Raw genomic sequence first — 1,160 nt, 5'->3', positions numbered from 1 at the left:
CTAAATAACTGATCCTAACTCTGATACACCCGCTGCAAGCCATGACCGCCTCCCGGAAACGGCGCGGCGTTATCCATAAAATGCTCAACCTGCTCCAATAAATCATCCATCGTTTTGCAACAGTGGTTGCGCGTAATGGTCTCGTGCAAGGCATGCCAAAGCTTTTCTATCTTGTTGACCCAAGGGCTGTAAACTGGTTGGAACAACAGCACAAACTTCGGGTTCTTGCGCAGCCACTTCTCTGTTTTTTTGCTCTTGTGGATAATGTAGTTATCCACTACCAGCGTAATGGTTTTGGCTCGCCGGTATTGCCGTTTTAGCTTTTCCATCAGGCTTATAAACAGCTCTGAGCTTTTGCTCGTTGAGCCAACATAGGTGATCTGGCCTGTTTTGCTGTGTAGCGCCCCAGCAAGATAATGTTTTCTGTTCTTGCCTGGTGTTACCACCAGTCGTTGTTTGCCTTTATAGCCCCAGTCCGCACCGATTTTCGGGTTCAGGTGGATATCCACTTCATCTTCATAAAATACCTGATGCTCAGCGCTGCAATTGTTCAGCGCCTCATATATTGCCGCCATTTTCTCAGCTTTAGCGGGGTCTTTTATCCGCAGTGTCGGTGCCGCTCTGCGCCAAACAATGCCAGCTTTAGGCAGCAAGCGGCGTATCGTTGAGCTGTGAACAATCAAACCAAGAACGCGCTTTAACACCAGGCTGAATAGCTCCGTACTCCAGCGTGACCGTTGATAGCCAAGCTCCCTGGGCTTGTGCTCAATCAACAACTTAAGCACATCAATAATTAAGGCCTTGGGCTGCGTTGGCGGTCGGCCTGTGCGCTGGTTTGTTAAACCATCAATTCCTGCTGCTTCGTACCAGGTAAACCAACGATTCACCGATGACCGTCCAGCTTGCAGCAGTCTGGCCACTTCAGCTTTAGCCTTGCCTTTTAGTACCAGTAACACTGCAGTTGCTCTGCGGCAAAGGTCTTTATCACGGGTTTTATGGATAATTTTCTTCAAACGGCGGGTTTCTGCGCCGTACAAAAATGCTATCTTGTTCATACTCAATGCGGTTTTGTGGCTTATTAGTTTGGCGACCGATCTGATCGCGTAAACCGCATTGAGTTCCTTCGTTTTGGTGATCTACTGTTTGGAACAGTTATTTAG

At 48.2% G+C, this 1,160-nt stretch carries 1 protein-coding gene; it reads right to left on the bottom strand.

The window, feature by feature from the left end:
* Positions 1–14 precede the first annotated feature (14 nt).
* Positions 15–1,055, bottom strand: a complete 1,041-nt coding sequence (locus M2404_RS20250) for an IS630 family transposase (protein WP_259241823.1) — start codon at positions 1,053–1,055, stop codon at positions 15–17.
* Positions 1,056–1,160 lie beyond the last annotated feature (105 nt).

The organism is Rheinheimera pacifica (assembly GCF_024809855.1).
Classification (GTDB): domain Bacteria; phylum Pseudomonadota; class Gammaproteobacteria; order Enterobacterales; family Alteromonadaceae; genus Alishewanella; species Alishewanella pacifica_A.
The sequence above is the reverse complement of the archived record's forward strand: the minus strand, read 5'-3'. Positions and strand labels throughout refer to the sequence as shown.

Excerpts from the sequence above, each read along its gene's own strand:
- M2404_RS20250 (WP_259241823.1), bottom strand. The coding sequence starts at position 1,055 with ATGAACAAGATAGCATTTTTGTACGGCGCAGAAACCCGCCGTTTGAAG.